General features: G+C 54.2%; 13 protein-coding genes. 4 read left to right on the forward strand and 9 right to left on the reverse strand.

What is annotated here, in order from left to right; genetic code table 11:
- Positions 1-185: 185 nt before the first annotated feature.
- Positions 186-1,442, reverse strand: coding sequence for an MFS transporter (locus CAMM_RS08360; protein WP_003848572.1), 1,257 nt, complete (start codon positions 1,440-1,442; stop codon positions 186-188).
- Between the two features lie 133 nt (positions 1,443-1,575).
- On the opposite strand from CAMM_RS08360, the gene CAMM_RS08365 reads away from it, so the two are divergent.
- The gene (locus CAMM_RS08365; RefSeq protein WP_075761593.1) at positions 1,576-2,127 is read left to right on the forward strand and encodes a hypothetical protein; all 552 of its coding nucleotides are present in this window, start codon (positions 1,576-1,578) and stop codon (positions 2,125-2,127) included.
- Between the two features lie 73 nt (positions 2,128-2,200).
- Here the strand turns inward: CAMM_RS08365 and CAMM_RS08370 are convergent, their stop codons facing one another.
- Complete coding sequence (locus CAMM_RS08370) at positions 2,201-3,160, reverse strand: hypothetical protein (protein WP_003848570.1); 960 nt, start codon at positions 3,158-3,160, stop codon at positions 2,201-2,203.
- 139 nt (positions 3,161-3,299) lie between these two features.
- On the reverse strand, positions 3,300-5,060 hold the full coding sequence (locus tag CAMM_RS08375; RefSeq protein WP_003848569.1) for a carboxylesterase/lipase family protein: 1,761 nt from the start codon (positions 5,058-5,060) through the stop codon (positions 3,300-3,302).
- Positions 5,061-5,254: 194 nt separating this feature from the next.
- Here CAMM_RS08375 and CAMM_RS08380 point away from each other — a divergent pair, with 194 nt between their 5' ends.
- Both CAMM_RS08380 and CAMM_RS08385 read left to right on the forward strand, forming a co-directional pair.
- Positions 5,255-6,028 (forward strand): hypothetical protein, encoded by a 774-nt coding sequence (locus tag CAMM_RS08380; protein WP_003848568.1) that lies wholly within the window; start codon positions 5,255-5,257, stop codon positions 6,026-6,028.
- A 202-nt stretch (positions 6,029-6,230) separates the two neighbouring features.
- On the forward strand, positions 6,231-10,004 hold the full coding sequence (locus CAMM_RS08385) for a multifunctional oxoglutarate decarboxylase/oxoglutarate dehydrogenase thiamine pyrophosphate-binding subunit/dihydrolipoyllysine-residue succinyltransferase subunit (protein WP_003848567.1): 3,774 nt from the start codon (positions 6,231-6,233) through the stop codon (positions 10,002-10,004).
- A 73-nt stretch (positions 10,005-10,077) separates the two neighbouring features.
- Here CAMM_RS08385 and CAMM_RS08390 read toward each other — a convergent pair whose 3' ends face one another.
- The 3 genes from CAMM_RS08390 to CAMM_RS08400 all read right to left on the reverse strand — a co-directional run bounded on the left by CAMM_RS08390 (position 10,078) and on the right by CAMM_RS08400 (position 13,394).
- The gene (locus tag CAMM_RS08390; protein WP_236163767.1) at positions 10,078-11,421 is read right to left on the reverse strand and encodes a hypothetical protein; all 1,344 of its coding nucleotides are present in this window, start codon (positions 11,419-11,421) and stop codon (positions 10,078-10,080) included.
- A gap of 406 nt (positions 11,422-11,827) precedes the next feature.
- Positions 11,828-12,499 carry a DUF3558 family protein gene (locus CAMM_RS08395; protein WP_003848565.1) on the reverse strand — a complete coding sequence of 224 codons (672 nt, stop codon included), beginning with the start codon at positions 12,497-12,499 and terminating at the stop codon, positions 11,828-11,830.
- 211 nt (positions 12,500-12,710) lie between these two features.
- Positions 12,711-13,394 (reverse strand): hypothetical protein, encoded by a 684-nt coding sequence (locus tag CAMM_RS08400; RefSeq protein WP_147581068.1) that lies wholly within the window; start codon positions 13,392-13,394, stop codon positions 12,711-12,713.
- Between the two features lie 65 nt (positions 13,395-13,459).
- Between CAMM_RS08400 and CAMM_RS08405 the strand changes: the two genes are divergently transcribed.
- Entirely contained in the window at positions 13,460-14,596 is a 1,137-nt protein-coding gene (locus tag CAMM_RS08405) for an Mrp/NBP35 family ATP-binding protein (protein ID WP_003848563.1), read from the forward strand.
- A 9-nt stretch (positions 14,597-14,605) separates the two neighbouring features.
- On the opposite strand, the gene CAMM_RS08410 is transcribed toward CAMM_RS08405, so the two are convergent.
- The 3 genes from CAMM_RS08410 to sigE are packed head-to-tail and all read right to left on the reverse strand — an operon-like array spanning position 14,606 to position 16,237.
- On the reverse strand, positions 14,606-15,199 hold the full coding sequence (locus CAMM_RS08410; protein ID WP_003848562.1) for a twin-arginine translocase TatA/TatE family subunit: 594 nt from the start codon (positions 15,197-15,199) through the stop codon (positions 14,606-14,608).
- Positions 15,200-15,208: 9 nt separating this feature from the next.
- A complete protein-coding gene (locus CAMM_RS08415; protein WP_003848561.1) occupies positions 15,209-15,643 on the reverse strand; it encodes an anti-sigma factor in 435 nt (144 codons plus the stop codon).
- 6 nt (positions 15,644-15,649) lie between these two features.
- Positions 15,650-16,237, reverse strand: coding sequence for an RNA polymerase sigma factor SigE (sigE, locus tag CAMM_RS08420; RefSeq protein ID WP_003848560.1), 588 nt, complete (start codon positions 16,235-16,237; stop codon positions 15,650-15,652).
- Positions 16,238-16,316: the final 79 nt, after the last annotated feature.

Here is a 16,316-nt window from a genome sequence, read left to right on the forward strand (position 1 = left end):
CCCATTGCCACTAGGCATGCGCAAAAAGGCATGCATTCAAGTGGCAATAAAATAAATAGTGCTACGAGTTAAATACATGCCCGCGCGACAGCCTGACGCGAGTTAGCATCATAGTAAGTGCTTCGCGCCACAAAGTCACGACAAAAGATGTGTGGATTACACCCACTACCCCCGTCGAGGTGAGTTTAAGCCTTCGGCAAGCGACGAAGAATGGGCTTCGGGTTTTCTAGCGACTCACGCGCAAAGATCCAGGCGATGACACCAACTAGTGAGAGAACACCGCAGACCCCGAAGGCAATCTTGAATCCATAGAGATCCGCCAACATGCCAACGATGATCGGACCGCCGATCGACCCTAAGTCCATAGCCATCTGAAAGGCTGATAAAACTTGGCCGCCGGAGCGTTCATTGCCGATAACATCAGCAATCACGGCCTGCTGGGATGGGTTTGCAAAGCCACCTGCGGCACCTGCCAGCGCAGAAAGAATAATCAGAATTAGTGGCGAGTCGGCAAAACCAAAGACGCCCACAAAGACTGCAGTGCCAGTCAGCCCGCCGATAATCAGTGGACGTCGGCCAATAGTATCCGCGAGGCGTCCTGAGACTTGCAGGACCACTGCAGTGCCGAAGGCGTACGCAGCCAAAGCAAAACCTGCAATCGCGGAACCATTATTAAAAACAGCCGCTGCGAACAGTGGAACCACAGATACACGCACGCCCATATTCGCCCAGCCGTGGGCGAAATTGGAAGTCAACGCAGCACGAAATGCCGTGTCACCCCAGGCTTCACGCAGCTTCATTGGAGGCTTGACAGAGGAATCTTTCTCCGTGCCCTCTTTAACGCGTGGCATCATAATCCACACCACCAAGGCAGCCAGCGCAACGCCCACGCCGTAGATCAAAAATGGCCAGCGGAAGCCTAGGAAAGACAATGCCGCGCCCACAATCGGCCCCACGATATTGCCGATCAAAAATGCGGTGCCATAAATTGCGGAACATTTACCGCGAATTGATGGTGGCGCAATCTTTACAATCAGCCCCATCGCAGAGACTGTAAACATCGCCGAGCCGAAGCCTGCCAAAGCGCGCAGCAAGATGATGTGCCAATATTCAATCGCTCCGGCGACTAGCCCCGTGGTCACCGCAACGACCAAAAGGCCGGTGATGTACACAGCGCGGGTGCCAATCTTGTCCACCAAGACTCCGGCCCCAGGCGCCATAATCAAACGGCTGACTGAGAAAATCGAAACTACCAAGCCGGCCGCAGCCATAGAAACGTCAAAGGAGACGATAAATTGCGGCAGCAGCGGAGCGATTAATCCATAGCCCAAGGCGATAATGAACGCCGCAACTACGAGTACCCAGATTTCCCGCGGAACTTTTGCCTGTTCCAACTTCGGTAAATGTTCGAGATCCGGGGAGGTAGATTCAGTATTTTTCATATCTCAAATAACCCTAGCCCTCTTCAACAAAAAATTCTTTTAGCACAATACCCACCACACAGTTCGAACACCCGTTCTACATTTTCGATAATGTTTAGAACGGATGTCCGAAAAGGGTTCTACAGTGTTGAACATGAAAAACCACAAGAATATTCCTGCATCCAACCGACTACACTCCCTCACGCAATCACGTAGCAGACTCCCAGCCACCCAGGTCCACGGTATCGATACCGCTAGTGCGACAGCGGAGGTCATGCTCGCCCACTCCTTAACCGTCGATGCCCTGCAATCAATCATGCGCCACCCCCGCTCGCTCAACCGAGATATAGCCAATTGGCGGCCACCGATAAAGCAGCTTCCCGGAATCGGCGGCCAAGGAGATCTCACCGCGAGCCTCTCGCGCTTTCGCGTCGGCCCGCGTGCTGTCTCCCGAATCCGTGGTTATGGTGAGCGCCGCAAGCCGGTCTATCTCATCCGGTTACGCATTACAGACCCGGCAGGCCTTCCCGTGCGGCGCGAGATTGCAGAGGGCTGGGTTCGCGCACTAGTACCACCGCACGCTGCCTCGTCGGTTCATGAAATCCCTTCTGGCCAATCCGCAACCTTTGTATGGATGGTTGACTCCGACTACCAGCCACTTCGCTCACCGAGTTCGATGTTTGCTGGTCTCGATCAGGCTGCTTAAATCGTCTCGGACACAACAATGCCCGTGCTAGTACTGACAAACTACTAGCACGGGCATCAAAGGTTAGACAGAATTAGTCTTCTTCGTCGTCCTCGTCATCTTCTGCATCGAGGCTCTCACGTGAGCCCGAGAGCTCGTGGATTTCGAGGTCGTCGTCTTCATCATCGTCTTCGTCGTCCTCATCGTTGTACTCCGCGAATTCACTTTCGAGCTCTTCGTCGAGAGTGTCTTCACCGTAGATGTCGTACACATCCGGTTCATCAAACTCATCGGAGTCGAAAGGCACCAATTGTGACTCCCAGTCCAAGGCGCGCTCAGCGACTAGGCCCAGGACATCAAAGAGGCGGTCGAAGTCAATGTAGGTGCCCAGCTCTAGGGTCTCTGCTGGGATTTCGATGATGGGCTCTGCACCATTGGCGATCGAAGACTCCAACAGCGCCTGATATTCATCATCGCTGAGGGGCTCTTCGGAATCGACGCCCTGTTCTGCATCGACATCCCATAGCTCCTGAATCGTCGCATCATCGTAATCGTCGATTTCGGAAGTATCGTCGCCCTCATCGAATTCATCTTCGGTGTAGGCAAAGGACAAGAACCGCACGATCGCAGAAGGTACTCCGTCTACGGTTTCTACCAATACCCGCAGCTCGGAATCATTAGCGACTTCCGCGACAACCAAGTTCGGGTTGAACTCATCTTGGATAAATTCCAGTTCCGCAATGCGCTCATCAGTACCTTCGAGCAAATCACGCAAAACGGTAACTACCTGGTCTGTAGCGATGTGGCGGGCCACTGACTCTACTGCATCTTCAACGGAAAAAGCCACTGACACCAGCACTGCTTCAAAGTCTTCATCATCTTCATCGACATCAGCTGCTGCAATGTAGACATTCGCCGCCGGAAGCAATTGATCGATCTCAACGAATTGAATCTCTAAGTCCGAGGTAATCGGCACAAACATAATGTCGTCATTGACGCGAGACTCAATCCCCTCGGCATCCAAGGCCGCTGCAATGTTCTCGAAAAAGCTCATATCTGGCAATCCGTCCTTGTTGATAATAAAGCGTGGGCCATGCGACAACGGTTATGAAAGCCGTTGCCGCACAAGCCTACATTCAACCCACAATCTTAGGCAGCCAATCACGTTAGTTTCTTCAATCTTTCCCTGTTTGTCATGGCCCGAAACCTTCCAATAAGAACTCAATTTCAGCCAAAATATCGGGACGCCCCAGCCCCCATTCCAGCATGTTGTAGTCATTCCAGGCCTGGCGGCGTTTACGGCGCGGGTCATAATCCACATGGTGCGGGACATCAAAAGTCATTGTTGCGCGATGCGCTGGGGCGTTATCTGCCATGTCGAACTTGGCTTGCGAAGCGGAAGTAATGTACTCCGGCCAATCATCGCCCGGCCGGCCGAAATGGATAAAGTTGGCCCAATGCTTTTGCATCAACGCCGTCAGCGATTCCATGTCTTCTGAGCTGCCCAACCGCAGCAACAAGGACGCCCGCGAAGCGCTCATATCGCCGAAAACATTGGAAAGCTCCATCGAGTGCATGGCACCCAGCCCCAACGCCTTTAAAGCTTTCGATGCATACGTAAACCGGTACATCCACGTGGAATTTTTCAGGACATGCGATTGCGCAACTCGGACAGAAGGTGCCCAAAAGAGTGCATCGGCAAGCAATTCTGCAAAGTCTGAGCGATCCGTGCCACCGTCATAGGCGTCGACTACTTTCGGCGCGTTCTCTTCGTCGTAAGAAGCCAGGAACCGGATAGCAGCGCGCTGCCGGATATGTTCCCGTTGAAAGACGAACTTAGAAAAGCTCGCTTCATCACTGTTGGTACCTATCAACAGCGGAACGTCCATTTGCTTACCGCGCGCGAAGACCTCCAGCGGGTGATCGGGGATTAAATCACCATCCACGGTCGGCGCATAGGAAGAATTCAGGTGTAGAAGCTCGCCATTTCGCCACATCATCGACTGCCCGGCGCGCACAATGTCATCACCTTTAGCCTCACGCAATGCGTCAACCGTTGACCCGCGCGGCAGCGCCATGCGTTTGACCAGTTCTCGTGCCCACCACGTCGACTGCGTCCGCGAGTGAATCATGCCAATGGGTGAAGACTGCGCGATGGCGCGATGAAAAAGCCCTTCTGCCGCGGGGCTGGTCATCAACGTCAATACGGCAGCGCCACCGGCGGACTCCCCCATTGCCGTGACACTATCGGGGTCGCCACCGAAGGCAGCGATGTTTTCCTGAACCCACTGCAACGCCAAGAGCTGATCCATGACTGCCGGGTTGGCCACGCAGTCATCGGAAAGCGAACGCAAATCCAGATACCCCAATGCGCCCAGGCGAAAGTTGATGGACACGTAGACCACATTCATCGCTTCTGTCAGTTGAAAGCCGCGCAGCATGAGCATGTGCGACGAGCCCACGATAAAAGATCCGCCATGGAAATACACCACGACGGGTAGTTTTTCATCGGTATTGGGTCGCACCACATCTAAATGCAGGCAGTCTTCACTGCCGATGATGCGGTCTTGCCACGAGTAGGTCGGTTGTGGGGCTACTGGCCCAAATTCATTGCAGTAGCGAATGCCTTCCCACGGCTCAGCGGGACGTGGCGCGCGGAAGCGATGTTGGCCTGAAGTATCGGCGCCAAAGGGAATTCCGCGCCAGGAGCGCACCAGCTTTCCTTCGGTTTCTTCCATGCGTCCATGTACCCAACCCGACGCCGTCTTGATGGTGAGTTTTTCGCCCTGAGCCTGCTCCGCCGCTGCCGCGATGGCTTCATGCGCGCGGCGGTGTGCAGCTTCTGCCTCGGCTTTCGCGGCGCTGACGGAAATCTCACATTCGACCTGGTCGAAGGAATAATCTCCCGGTGATTGTGGTTGGCCACTGGTTGAATTCTCATCACTACTACTCATGCCGACTGCCCCCTCATTCGGCTACGCAACGAATAAGAACTCATATTCATAACAATAACCCCCTTCTGGGAATTGTGCCGCTACTTCATGCGGTTGAACACAATGCGAGCACCTGCAATCAAGCTTACTCGCGCTGTATTCTCGTGTTATCGCAGTAATTAAGTGCCTCTATTAAATAGAACAGGACATTAGTGATGAAACTTCCACAAATTCTTAATCGGAAAAAGTCCCATGAAGCTCACGATGAAGATGAAATCTTCGAAGGTGAAATCGTCGATGAGCCTGTAAGTCCTGAGGCTCAGGAATTGCTTAATAATGACGACAAATTTGGTTCCATGATTATGTCCGGGTTGCAAAAGGCCGTTGCTGTGCAGTCCTCGACGGTGGCCAAGTATGTCGATTCTGTGCGCAAGCGCAACCCCGATGCTTCTGCCGAGGAAATTCAGGAAATCCTCGATAAGCACTTCATGCGGGTAGTTCAAGGAACCGGCGCGGGCGCTGGAGCTGCCTCCGCTATCCCAGGAGTTGGCCTTGTAACCGGCGCTGCTGCCATTGGTGCAGAATCGCTCGTCTTTATTGAAGCAGCCGCATGGTACTTTTTAGCCTCTGCACATAACCAAGGCGTGGATCTTTCCACGAAGGAACGGCGCATGGCCGTGGTCTTGATTATCCTTAATGGCTCCCAAGGCTCCGCGTTGGTAGATACTTTCGTCCAAGATGTTGGCAAGGGCAAGGGTTTGCCGACCGCAAGTGCGCTCACCCGTTTTTCCACACCATCGCTGACGGGGCTCAACGGACGGTTGCTGAATATGTTCATTAAGAACATGAGCAAGCGCGTGCGTTGGATGTGGGTATCAAAGTTGGTTCCATTCGGAATTGGCGCCGCTTTGGGGGCAATCGCCAACCGCAAGCTGGGCAACCAAATGGTCAAGCACACTCATACCCAGATTCCAGCATTGGTGAACTAAGCCTCGACTACCCCTCAATTTTGGTGAGTTTATGCAGGTGGCTACAGAGATCCACCACCATAATGGCGGGCGCTTGTGGTCGAAACAGCTTTCCGCCGTATCATAAGGGGCGAGCTGTCAACAGAGTATTGGCCGCGTATAGTGGCTAAGCACTGAATGCACAACTAAAGTCGACAAAAGACCCATACTTAAACTCAAGGAAATGAGGCGAGCACCTGCCGTGAGCAACTCGAGCATCTATGGCCCCAATGCGTGGCTGATTGACGAACAGTTCCAGCAGTATTCCAAGGATCCCAACTCCGTAGACAAGGAGTGGCGAGAGTTCTTTGAGAAGAACGGTGCCCCAAAGAAGCAGGCTGAAGCGGCACAGTCCGCACCAAAGGCCAGCGCTAAAAAGGACGCCCCACAGCAGTCGAAGGCGAAAGCTACGGAAGGCGAGCCTACTGCAACTAAGCAAGCAGCACGCAAGACCGTAGTCGATGCTAGCGCTGAAGAAGCTAAGACCATTCAAAAGGCTCCAAGCCCAGTTGGTCCGGCTCCTAAGAAGAGCCCTGAATCTCCTCTAGACCGTATTGAGCCTTACCCAGAATTTTCTGAAAAGCCTCTTAAGGGCATGTTCCGCGCTATTGCGAAGAACATGGACCAGTCGCTAGAGATCCCAACCGCAACCACCGTGCGCGATATGCCGGTGAAGTTGATGTGGGAAAACCGCGCGATGATCAACGACCACCTCAAGCGCACCCGCGGTGGCAAGATCTCCTTTACCCACATTCTTGGCTGGGCCATTGTTAAGGCTGTTCAGATCCATCCAGATATGAACATCCGTTACGAAGTTCAGGACGGCAAGCCAACCGCCGTCCAACCAGAACACATCAACTTAGGTCTTGCAATTGACTTGCCGCAAAAGGATGGGTCCCGCGCGCTTGTCGTTGCAGCTATTAAAGACTGTGAAAACAAGTCCTTTACTGAGTTCGTTGATTCCTACGAAGACATTGTCACCCGTTCCCGCAAGAACAAGTTGACGATGGATGACTTCTCTGGCGTTTCCATTAACTTGACCAACCCAGGTGGTATTGGTACCCGTCACTCCATTGCTCGTTTGACTAAGGGTTCCGGCTCCATCATTGGTGTTGGTTCCATGGATTACCCAGCGGAGTTCGCTGGCGCTTCCACCGACCGCTTGGCAGACCTCGGCGTCGGCCGTCTGGTTACCTTGACCTCCACCTATGACCACCGCGTCATCCAGGGTGCAGAGTCCGGTGAGTTCCTGCGTACCATTTCCCAGCTCATTGTTGATCACAAGTTCTGGGATGAAATCTTCCAGGAAATGGGTATTCCTTACCAGCCTTTCCGCTGGGCACAGGATGTTCCAAACAAGGGCATCGACAAGAACACCCGTGTCATGTCCCTCATCGAGTCCTACCGCTCCCGCGGTCACTTGATTGCCGATGTCAACCCACTGGGCTGGGCACAACCGGGACTTCCTATTCCAGATCACCGCGACCTGGATATGGAAACCCATGGCCTGACCATCTGGGATCTGGACCGCACCTTCAACGTTGGTGGATTTGGTGGCAAGGAGTCCATGCAGCTGCGTGAGGTACTCTCTCGCCTGCGCTCTGCCTACACCCTCAAGGTTGGTACCGAATACGCGCATATCCTCGATCGCGATGAGCGCGAGTGGCTGCGTGACCGCCTCGAAGCTGGCATGCCTAAGCCGACCAACGCTGAGCAGAAGTACATCCTGCAGAAGGTCAACGCTGCAGAAGCTTTCGAAAACTTCCTGCAGACCAAGTACGTCGGCCAAAAGCGCTTCTCCCTTGAGGGCGCTGAAGCACTGATTCCTTTGATGGACTCCGTCATTGACACCGCTGCGGGTCAGGGCCTCGATGAAGTTGTCATCGGTATGCCTCACCGTGGCCGTCTGAATGTCTTGTTCAACATCGTTGGCAAGCCACTGGCACAGCTGTTTGCTGAGTTCGACGGTAACTTCAAGGGTGGCCAGGCTGGTGGCTCCGGTGACGTGAAGTACCACTTGGGTGCCTCCGGCGAGCACTTGCAGATGTTCGGCGACGGCGAAATCAAGGTCACCTTGACCGCTAACCCATCCCACCTGGAAGCAGTAGACCCGGTCTTGGTTGGTATGGCTCGCGCAAAGCAGGACATCCTGGACAAGGGCCACGACGGCTACTCCGTTGTTCCTTTGATGCTGCACGGCGATGCTTCTTTCGCTGGTCTAGGCGTTATCCAGGAGACCATCAACTTGTCCCAGCTGCGTGGCTACACCACCGGCGGTACCGTACACATTGTGGTCAACAACCAGATTGGTTTCACCACCACTCCTGATTCTTCCCGCTCGACCTACTACTCCACCGACTTGGCTAAGGGCTTTGATTGCCCGGTCTTCCACGTCAACGGTGATGACCCAGAAGCAGTTGTTTGGGTAGGCCAGTTGGCGACCGAGTACCGTCGTCGCTTCGGCAAGGACGTCTTCATTGACCTGCTGTGCTACCGCCTGCGCGGTCACAATGAGGCTGACGATCCTTCCATGACCCAGCCAGTTCTCTACGACAAGATCAACGATCACCGCGGTGTTCGCGAGTCCTACACCGAAGACCTCATCGGCCGTGGCGACCTGTCCTCTGAGGACGCAGAAGCTGCTGCACGAGACTTCCACGACCAGATGGAATCCGTCTTCGCAGAAGTTAAGGAAGCAGAGAAGAAGGGCCCACAGGAGCAGGAAGGCATTACCACTTCTCAGGCTCTGACCCGTGGACTTGATACCTCGATTACTGCCGATGAGATGCGTGCCCTCGGCCAGTCCTACCTGGATACCCCAGAAGGATTCGAATACCACAAGCGCGTGGGCAAGGTTGCCCAAGAGCGTGCCAAGGCTTCCATCGAAGGTGGCATTGACTGGGGCTGGGGCGAGCTCATCGCTTTCGGTTCTTTGGCTAATGAAGGCAAGCTTGTTCGTCTCGCCGGTGAGGATTCCCGTCGTGGTACCTTCACCCAGCGTCACGCAATTGCTTTCGATCCAAACAGCGGTGAAGAATTCAACCCACTCAACCAGCTCGCTACCGAGCGCGGCAACGGCGGTAAGTTCCTGCCTTATAACTCCGCGCTGACCGAGTTTGCTGGCATGGGCTTCGAATACGGCTACTCCCTGGGTAACCAGGACGCAGTCGTAGTTTGGGAAGCACAGTTCGGTGACTTCGCTAACGGTGCTCAGACCATCATCGATGAGTACGTATCCTCCGGTGAAGCAAAGTGGGGCCAGACCTCTTCTCTGATCCTTCTTCTGCCACACGGTTACGAAGGCCAGGGTCCTGACCACTCTTCCGCTCGTATCGAGCGCTTCCTGCAGCTGTGTGCTGAGGGGTCCATGACTGTTGCACAGCCAACGACCCCAGCTAACCACTTCCACTTGCTGCGCCGTCAGGCTCTGGGTGAGATGAAGCGTCCACTGGTTGTCTTCTCTCCAAAGTCGATGCTGCGTAACAAGGCTGCTTACTCCTCCATCGAAGAGTTCACCGACGTTAACTCCTTTACCTCCGTCATCAACGATCCAAACTTGGTGGACCGTGACGGTAATGTCATCGGCGATGCAGAGAAGGTCAAGACCATCATGCTAGTCTCCGGCAAGATCTACTACGACTTGGAAAAGAAGCGCGCTGCCGATGGCCGCGACGACATCGCCATTGTTCGTATCGAGATGCTGCACCCAATTCCGTTCAACCGTCTGCGTGATGCATTCGAGTCCTACCCGAATGCCACCCAGGTCCGCTTCGTTCAGGATGAGCCAGCTAACCAGGGTCCATGGCCGTTCTACAACGAGCACCTGCGCGATCTGATTCCAGATATGCCAGAAATGGTTCGCGTATCCCGCCGCTCGCAGTCCTCGACTGCAACCGGTATTGCAAAGGTTCACCAGCTTGAGCAGAAGAACCTACTCGACGAGGCCTTCGACATCTAGTCCCAGCCTTTAAGAGCAATTAAGTGGCTCACTCCATATCCTGGAGTGAGCCACTTTTTGTATCTCGCTACATCTACTGCCGGGCCCAATCGCCGATGGGGCCTGGCAACGCTGCCGGCGGATCGCCCACTAGATCCCGTCGGTTCTTGTCCGCCTCCACGCGCGACATAACCGCCTTAATCATGGTGGATTTCTTCTTCTTTTCCTGGTTTCGACCAGCCGCACCAGGCGCCATCATCGCACCAGGTCCGCGTCCATGCTGGCTTTGTGAAGCTGTACCGTTCGCTCCTGCACCAGCAGCATGCGTTCCCGAACCAGTACCTGCCGCTGCGCCCGCACGACCACCGCTATCACCGCCTGTGTTTAAGAGCCGTGATCCTGCTTCTCCACCAGCAACACTGACTCCCCGACCTCCCGAGATACCACTAGCGCCTCGTAGACCACCTAGCCCTGCGCCAGCGCCAATGCCTGCACCTCGTAGTCCCGCTGCAGGCAAACCTGCAGCCGCACTACCTAGACCAGCAGCACCACCGAAAGTTCCCAAGCTACCCACCCCGCCAGAGGTCCCCACAGCAGTTCCGAAGCCACTATTATTCGGTGCTGCAGTGGCAAGCCCACCATGCCCCAGCGATGGACTATTCCCCGCATTCAAGGTCCCCAGCCCAGGGCTATTAAATCCGGCGGTCTGGGTGGTTGCATCCATCAACGGTGTCATGCCGCCATCTATGAAGTTCTGGAGCTTCCCTCCTCCATAAAGCGCCTCATTGCGTTCACTGACTGCGTGACGAACTTGTTCCACCAAGCCTTGGTCGATGTTTTCTAATGCGACCAGTTCACCATCAGCAACGCCAAAAGAACCGGGACCAATTTCACCACCTGCTAGCGCCTGTTGAATCTCCTGCGGCCACACAACCTCATCGGTGTTGTAGCGCATTCCAGTTCCCGCAATAGCTCCCAAGCCAACGTCGATGTTGTCTCCCCCGCCGGAAGCAGCCGGAGCTTCAGCCAAACTTTGCTGGTTGGGCAACGAACTAGTGACCATCTCCTGCAACTTCGCTTGCCACTTAGCCAACATTGCCGCTTCCATTGCCTTTTGTGCAATGGGATCTGGGATTGCTTTCACGGCTTGCAGATCAGCTGGAATTTCCACGTACCCAAATGGCGCTTGTGAGACCAAATTAAAGGCTCGCTGATTCATCACCGAAGCATTTGCCGCAAATTGTTCACCGGTCGTAGCCAACTCCCGAATCTTGTTAGCCGCACTACGCGTGAATTCACTATCATTTTCACTGTCGATCGTAGAAGCGGCATTGTTTAATTGGTCCACCACTTGCCGAATATTTGAGGCCATCGTATTCCAGTCCACCGCAGCTTGAGCAAGCTCGCCGAACTTTGTGGCATTAAAATTGTTGGCCAATTGGAGCAACGAGGCACCTGGAAACACCACTGGTGGCACGAACGTAAGAGGCACACTTTGGTTACTCGGTTGCGCTGGCAAACCCGCACCTATCGAGCCGACTGCACCGCCGGTATCCGCGAGGTCAAGCCCTCTTGAATTTGAATCTTCTTGCGCTGACAGAGCATCAATCTCAGCAGCCAGCAGCTCACTCGCCCAGCCCACTTGATTTGAGTAAGTCCGGAGCATCTCCTGGGCTGACGCCGGATCTTGTTTGATAGCTCTTCCGTGAATTGCTCCCGCCTCATTTAACCCTGCAATCGCCGAAAACTGTAAACCTAAGTTACTAGTTACGCTTACACCCGTGGTTTCGATTTCTCTTTGAGCAAAGGTCAGTTGACTCAGAGCCCCGTTAAGGGAGTCAATATTAATCCTCATTTTTTCCATCCAGGTCTAATACGGTTAGAAGCTTATTCTGCGCCATTTCGCATGGATCGAGTGCTAATTCCTGATCCATACCTTTAAAAGACTGGAAAGCTATAGCCAAGGTTCCACGGTGCGTTTCAATCGCCGCTTGGCATTCGGTATCAGGGAGATACTCGGAGCGGTGCAGCAGTATTGGGGCGCCTTGGGCTGTCTCCGTCCAACTAATTTCGCCGGAAATACCGTTGTAGTCAATAAAGCTGTGGCGACTTCCTTGAAGTTTGAACACTGCATCGCCATATTCATTTGGTGCAGTAAAGCTACACACTCCATCAACTTCACCTAAGCCCTCCAACATCTCTTTGTCGTAAAGACCAGCTTCTTCGAGGAAGTCGTCAGGCATCTCAAGGCAGGGCTTGTATTGGATAAAGTCGGGATCGCGACGGTCAAAGCTCCCTAGTGGTGGAAAGACAGATTCTGCCTCGCGTGAGCTGTCTTCGGCAGTGGTATCGGCGTCGTCGGTTGATTTGTCTGAAGGTGGCTGTGGTGATGCGGTTTCCACCGGTGTGGACGCATCCGCAGTTTCCGTGGCGCCGATATTGGCAGAGCAAGCAGATTGAACGGCTGCGGCGGCTACAAGAAGACTGGCGACAAACAGCTTTTTGCCTGGCTTCATAGCAACTCACCGCCTACAAAGACGGCATGAATGTTGTTAGGTCTGATGATGGACAAAGAGCAAGACACAGGTGTAGTGCCATAACAGTGCATATAGTTCCCCCGAACTCCCAGTTGTGCTTTTAGCATGCATGACTGGGCAGGGTTTGTCCATGGATAAGGGCACTGCAGTGGGCCCCACAGAGTGTGGGCTTAAGTTACTAGCTGGCTAACTAGTTGGATTCTTTATTTGAATCGGAATCAGCATCATCGGACACGGCATCGCCGGTATCAAGATTGCCGCCACCGGCAACAGAGGTCAGCAGCCACTGTTCAACTACTTCGTCAACAGGGGCGTCCTGGGATGCATCGACAAGCTCTTGCAAATCAGTATTGGTGATGTACTTCGTCACGCTATTGACCTCATAACGATCATTGCGGTCGAGCAAAGTCTTCTTATAGATAGGAACGATATTGAGCGGAATATCGACCTCATCGAAATCCTCGCACCAGGTTGCGCCAGATGGGTCATTAGTCGTCCAGTCGGTGGGCAAAGACCCCATCATTTCTTCATGGGTCACCGCATTGTTATCGCGGCCGTCGAAGTCTTCCTCAGCTTCGAATGCTTCCTCGAGCTCTTGGGCGCGCTGCGGATCATTTTCCCACAGGATCTGGCCGGTACAGCCAATGCGAAAGTTCCCCTCGCCCGTCGGCACAATCTCCGCATCGCGCTTTTGCAATTCCAACGAGCCGCGGTAGATTTCCGCCAGCACACGCTCTTCAGGGTTATTTGATTCTACTTCGATCTGCACAGGCTCAGTTTGCAGGCCTTTAGTCTCCGGGGAAACTTCCGCAAAACTGCAGGCAGAAAGTACTGCCGTCGATAAAATCAAACACACGCCACCAAACTTCTTCACTCGTAGCAGCCTAGCAGCCACGGCCTTTCGACATTGTGCGCGACGGGACTAGACTGGGATTTGCTATGACTACCGCATTAACCGAATCCGCTGTCCGCAGCGCGCTCTCCCGCGTAGAGGATCCTGAAATTGGCAAGCCAATTACAGAACTCAACATGGTCAACACCGTCGAAGTAGATGGCCAAGACGTTTCCGTTGAGATTTTGTTGACGATTGCTGGCTGTCCAATGAAAGACACCATTAATACCAACGTCCGCGCCGCCATCGAAGATATCGAAGGCGTAGGAAACGTTAACGTCACTCTTGGCTCCATGACCGATGAGCAGCGTTTAGAACTCAAAAAGCAGCTGCGCGGCAGCGCGCAGGATCCGGAGATTCCATTCTCCAAGCCGGATTCCACCACCCGCGTCTTCGCTGTTGCCTCCGGCAAGGGCGGCGTGGGCAAGTCCTCCATGACCGTGAACTTAGCCGCAGCGCTGCAAGCACAAGGCTTTAAGGTAGGCGTGGTCGATGCTGATATTTACGGCCACTCCGTACCCGGTCAGCTCGGCAGCACCGCCGGCCCAACCGTGTTAGATGATGAAATGCTGCTGCCACCTATCGCGCACGGCATCAAGCACATTTCCATCGGTCAGTTCGTCCAGGGCAACGCGCCTATTGTCTGGCGTGGACCAATGCTGCACCGCGCACTCCAGCAGTTCTTAACGGACGTGTTCTGGGGCGATTTGGACTTCTTGCTTTTGGATCTGCCTCCGGGAACCGGCGATGTTGCCCTGTCTGTTGCGCAGCTGATCCCTAATGCTGAGCTATTGGTTGTCACCACCCCACAGGCAGCGGCAGCCGAGGTTGCAGAGCGCGCGGGCTCGATCTCCCAGCAGACCAGCCAGCGCGTGGCTGGTGTTATTGAAAATATGTCTGCGATGGTCATGCCTGATGGCTCTACCGTGGACGTCTTTGGCTCCGGTGGCGGCCAGGTTGTGGCAGATCGCCTGACCACGTTGCTGGGCTACGAGGTCGAGCAATTAGGACAGGTCCCATTGGAGCCAGCACTGCGTGTCGATAGCGATGCCGGCACCCCCACGGTTCTTGCGAACCCTGAGTCCCCGGCGTCCAAGGCTATTACGGACGTCGCTCACAAGATTTCCAAGCGTCGGACTTCCCTCGCTGGAAAGCCATTAGGACTGGGAGTGACCCAGCACTAAATATTTGGGCTATGTAATATCCGCCCACGAAAATCCGCCGCCAGCATATCCCTGACTATTGTTATTCGGGTTCTGCGGCGGATTATTTTGTGCCTGCTGTGGATAGCCCTGCTGCTGACCGTACTGTTGCGGTGCCTGCGGAGGCTGCACATGCGGTAGCTGAGCAGGCCCAGCGTGATTCTGCGGAGCATGGTGCTGCGGAGTATGAGCATGCGGGGGCTGCTGGTTCGGCTGCGGCGCGATGGGTGGCTGCGCGGTGTTGCTCGGTGGCTGCGGGGTGGGCTCTTCTAAAAGCTTTTTCGGGTTGAAGTCATCCCACGCGGAATCATCACCATCAAAAAGTGCTTTCGTTATTGCGGCGCGTGGACCTAGACGGCCCCACTCTGCTGCTTGGGACAAAGGCTCGCGGATGGCGTCGAACTCTTGGCCGAGCCCCTCGAAATCGCCGTTTAGTTCCTTCTTAGCGTTATTGATCGCCTTTCGCGCAGCAAAGATTGCTGCCCGCACATCTTGAATTACATTGGGCAGGCGCTCAGGACCGATGATAATGAGCGCCAGCAACCCGATGAAAAATATCTCAACCCAGCCAATTGACGAAAACACGGATTTAGCTTACTCGTTTCCTCGTTGGTTGTGCTTGATAGCCCTGACAACCATTTCTAGCTTGTCAAAAAAGTCCTGCCTCGTTGCAGGTTGATGTTCGTCCTCCGGCGTATGAGCCTGACATGACTCTTGGTTGCCAATGCTGGCCAATTTACGCAGGAGATCCCGCGGAGCCCGCACCTGAGATTCGGTATTGCAATGACGAACCCACTCGGAGGTCCCGCGTTGGATATAGATCTCCTCGCGGCATTCGTGACAATGCACTAAGTGAACGCGAGCGCGGTGTTTGGCTTTCGAGTCCATCTCATCATCAACAAAAGCCACCACTGCCTCCGGGCCTAGGTGCCCGGTGGTATCAGCCCGTCGCGCTTTCGATTTTCCACGCGCGCGCATCTTCTGCCGGGTTTCCGCAGAAAGCTCCGCAATGTGTGCAAACTGAGACATACTGACTTACCTCGTGCGCAGCAGTACTCGAGCTTCATCATTAGTGGCGGCAGCCTTTTCCAAAGAGCTCTTCAGCTGTGAACGCCCGCGGTGAATACGGGAGCGAACGGTGCCCATTTTCACGCCAAGCGTTTCTGCAATTTCATCATAGGTCATGCCCACTACATCACAGAGAACAACGGCGACGCGGAAATCAGGCGACAGCTCATCCAATGCTGCCTGCAACGCTGGGTCCAAGTTCGCAACATCGTATGACTGCTCAGGAGTCATATCCGTGCCAGGAACACGTTCATAGTCTTCCGGCAAGGCTTCCATGCGAATCTTGGCGCGGTGGCGCACCATATCCAAAAACAGGTTGGTGGTAATGCGGTGCAGCCAACCTTCAAAGGTTCCGGCTTGGTATTTATTTAAAGAACGAAAGACTCGCATGAAAGTCTCTTGCGTGAGATCTTCTGCGTCATGCTGATTACCAGACAAACGGTACGCTAGACGATAAACATTATCTGCATGTTCTTCGACTAATTCACCCCAGGTCGGCATGGTCGCTTCGCCCGCATCAAATGCGGCGGTACCTGAAAGATCCTGTGATGTCATAGCTACTATTGTGCTATATCCAACTAGCAAACACCAGCTACTGACCTGATAATTACCTGATAAGCATCACCTGCGGTGT

This window comes from Corynebacterium ammoniagenes DSM 20306 (genome assembly GCF_001941425.1).
Lineage (GTDB): Bacteria > Actinomycetota > Actinomycetes > Mycobacteriales > Mycobacteriaceae > Corynebacterium > Corynebacterium ammoniagenes.